This window comes from Skermanella stibiiresistens SB22, assembly GCF_000576635.1.
In the GTDB taxonomy this organism is placed as follows: Bacteria; Pseudomonadota; Alphaproteobacteria; order Azospirillales; family Azospirillaceae; genus Skermanella; species Skermanella stibiiresistens.
In genome coordinates this window covers 1-2,270 of record NZ_AVFL01000090.1, presented here as the reverse complement: position 1 = coordinate 2,270, position 2,270 = coordinate 1, and the positions used below count along the sequence as shown (strand labels likewise).

Genomic DNA, 2,270 nt, shown 5'->3' with positions numbered 1-2,270 from the left:
CGCCGCGGCATCGTCGGCGAGATCGGCGCCCTGATCAAGGGCAAGGGCTGACCTGTCGATTCCGGGGTTTGGCATGCGGAAGTGTGCCAAACCCCGACACGGCTTCCGCGGTGGGTCTGCCACCCATACCTACTCGAAGTTCAGCGCCACCGAGCCCAGCGGTCCCAGATCCATCACCACGCGGTCTCCTGCGGCGACCCAGTTGGTCTGGACGACGCTGCCGGTCAGCACCAAATCACCCGCCCCCAGCTCTTTCCCCTGGCGGATCAACTGGTTGGCCAGCCACGCCAGCGCCTCGAACGGGTGTCCCAGCACGTCGCTGGCACGTCCCCGTCCCACCACCTCGCCATTGATCAGCATGGCGCCCGCGATCTCCTCCAAGGCGTCGGGAACCCCCACCGCTTCGCCGACCACACAGCCGGCGCCGAAGAAGTTGTCGGCGATCAGAATGGGCGTGCCGATCGTCCGCCAGTCGTCGTACCGGTCGTCGACGATCTCGGCGGCCGGCATCAGCGCGTCGACGAACCGGGCGATCGACACCCTGTCATAGGGGGCGCCGGCGGCGGGCACATCGGCGCCCAGCCGCGCGGCGATCTCGCACTCCACACCGGGATGGCGGAAGTTGGCGTGGTTCAACGCCACTCCCGACGGTGCCACGGTGCTCGACAGGATGCCACCGCCGCAGGGGCTGGGTATCCCGAGATAGGCCTGCATCACCGCCGTGGTGCAGCCGATCTTGTATCCCGCGAGATGGCCGAAGCCCGCCCCGGACAGCTTGCCGTTCAGCACCGCCTGGACCTGATAGGCCTCGTCCTCGCCCATGGGCAGGAACGGTTCCGGCAGCCGGCTTATCGGCCGCCGGTTCAGGCGGGCGGAGTAAAGCTCGCAAGCCGCCGTCAGGGCGTTCTCCGGACTCATCATCGCCCCGTCAGCGCATGACAGGCATGGTGAACTCCGCGCCGGCGCGGATACCGGTCGGCCAACGCGAGGTGACGGTCTTCAGGCGGGTATAGAAATGCACGCCCTCCATGCCGTGGACGGCGTGGTCGCCGAACAGGCTGCGCTTCCAGCCGCCGAAGCTGTGGAACGCCATCGGTACCGGGATCGGCACGTTGACGCCGACCATGCCGACCTTGATCTTGTTGGCGAAAGTCCGGGCGGCATCGCCGTCGCGGGTGAAGATGGCGGTGCCGTTGCCGTATTCGTGGTCGTTGATCATGCCGACCGCCTGATCGAAGTCGGGCACGCGGACGACGGCCAGCACCGGGCCGAAGATCTCGTCCTTGTAGATCGTCATGTCGGTGGTGACGTCGTCGAACAGGCAGCCGCCGATGTAGAAGCCGTTCTCGTAGCCTTGCAGCCGCAGGTCACGGCCATCGACCACCAGCTTGGCGCCTTCCTTGACGCCCTGGTCGACATAACCCCGCACCTTGTCGCGGTGCTGGCGCGTCACCAGCGGTCCCATCTCGGCTTCCGGATCGTTGCCCGGCCCGATCTTGAGCGCGCGCACCTTGGGCTCCAGCCGCTCCATCAGCGCGTCGCCGACTCCCCCCACGGCCACCGCGACCGACACCGCCATGCAGCGCTCGCCGGCAGACCCATAGGCCGCCCCCATCAGGGCGTCGGTCGCCTGCGACAGATCGGCGTCGGGCATCACCACCATGTGGTTCTTGGCGCCGCCCAGGGCCTGCACGCGCTTACCGTGCGCGGTTCCGGTCTGATAGATGTATTCCGCGATCGGGGTCGAGCCGACGAAACTGATCGCGTCGACGCGCGGATCGGTCAGCAGGGCGTCGACCGCCTCCTTGTCACCGTTGACGACGTTGAAGACGCCCGGCGGCAGCCCCGCCTCCGACAGCAGTTCGGCCAAGCGCATCGCCGTGGAGGGATCGCGCTCGGACGGCTTCAGGATGAAGCTGTTGCCGCACGCCAGCGCCACCGGGAACATCCACATCGGCACCATGGCCGGGAAGTTGAATGGCGTGATGCCGGCGCAGACGCCGACCGGCTGGCGCATCGAATAGCTGTCGACGTTGGTGCCGACGTTCTCGCTGAACTCGCCCTTCTGGAGATGCGGGATGCCGCAGGCGAACTCGACGACCTCGAGCCCGCGGGTCAGCTCGCCCCGGGCGTCCGACTGGACCTTGCCATGCTCGCCGCTGATCAACCGGACCAGTTCGTCGGCGTTGGCCTCGACCAGATACTTGAACTTGAACATGACGCGGGCGCGCACGACGGGCGGGGTGGCGGCCCAGCCGGGCAGCGCCGCG

At 67.8% G+C, this 2,270-nt stretch carries 2 protein-coding genes; both read right to left on the bottom strand.

Going from position 1 to position 2,270, the window contains the following annotated elements; translation table 11 throughout:
* Nucleotides 1-129: 129 nt before the first annotated feature.
* The gene (locus tag N825_RS35535; RefSeq protein WP_198039088.1) at nucleotides 130-921 is read right to left on the bottom strand and encodes a 2-keto-4-pentenoate hydratase; all 792 of its coding nucleotides are present in this window, start codon (nucleotides 919-921) and stop codon (nucleotides 130-132) included.
* 7 nt (nucleotides 922-928) lie between these two features.
* The coding region (locus tag N825_RS35530) for a CoA-acylating methylmalonate-semialdehyde dehydrogenase (protein ID WP_037462316.1) at nucleotides 929-2,270 on the bottom strand (1,342 nt) is incomplete at its 5' end.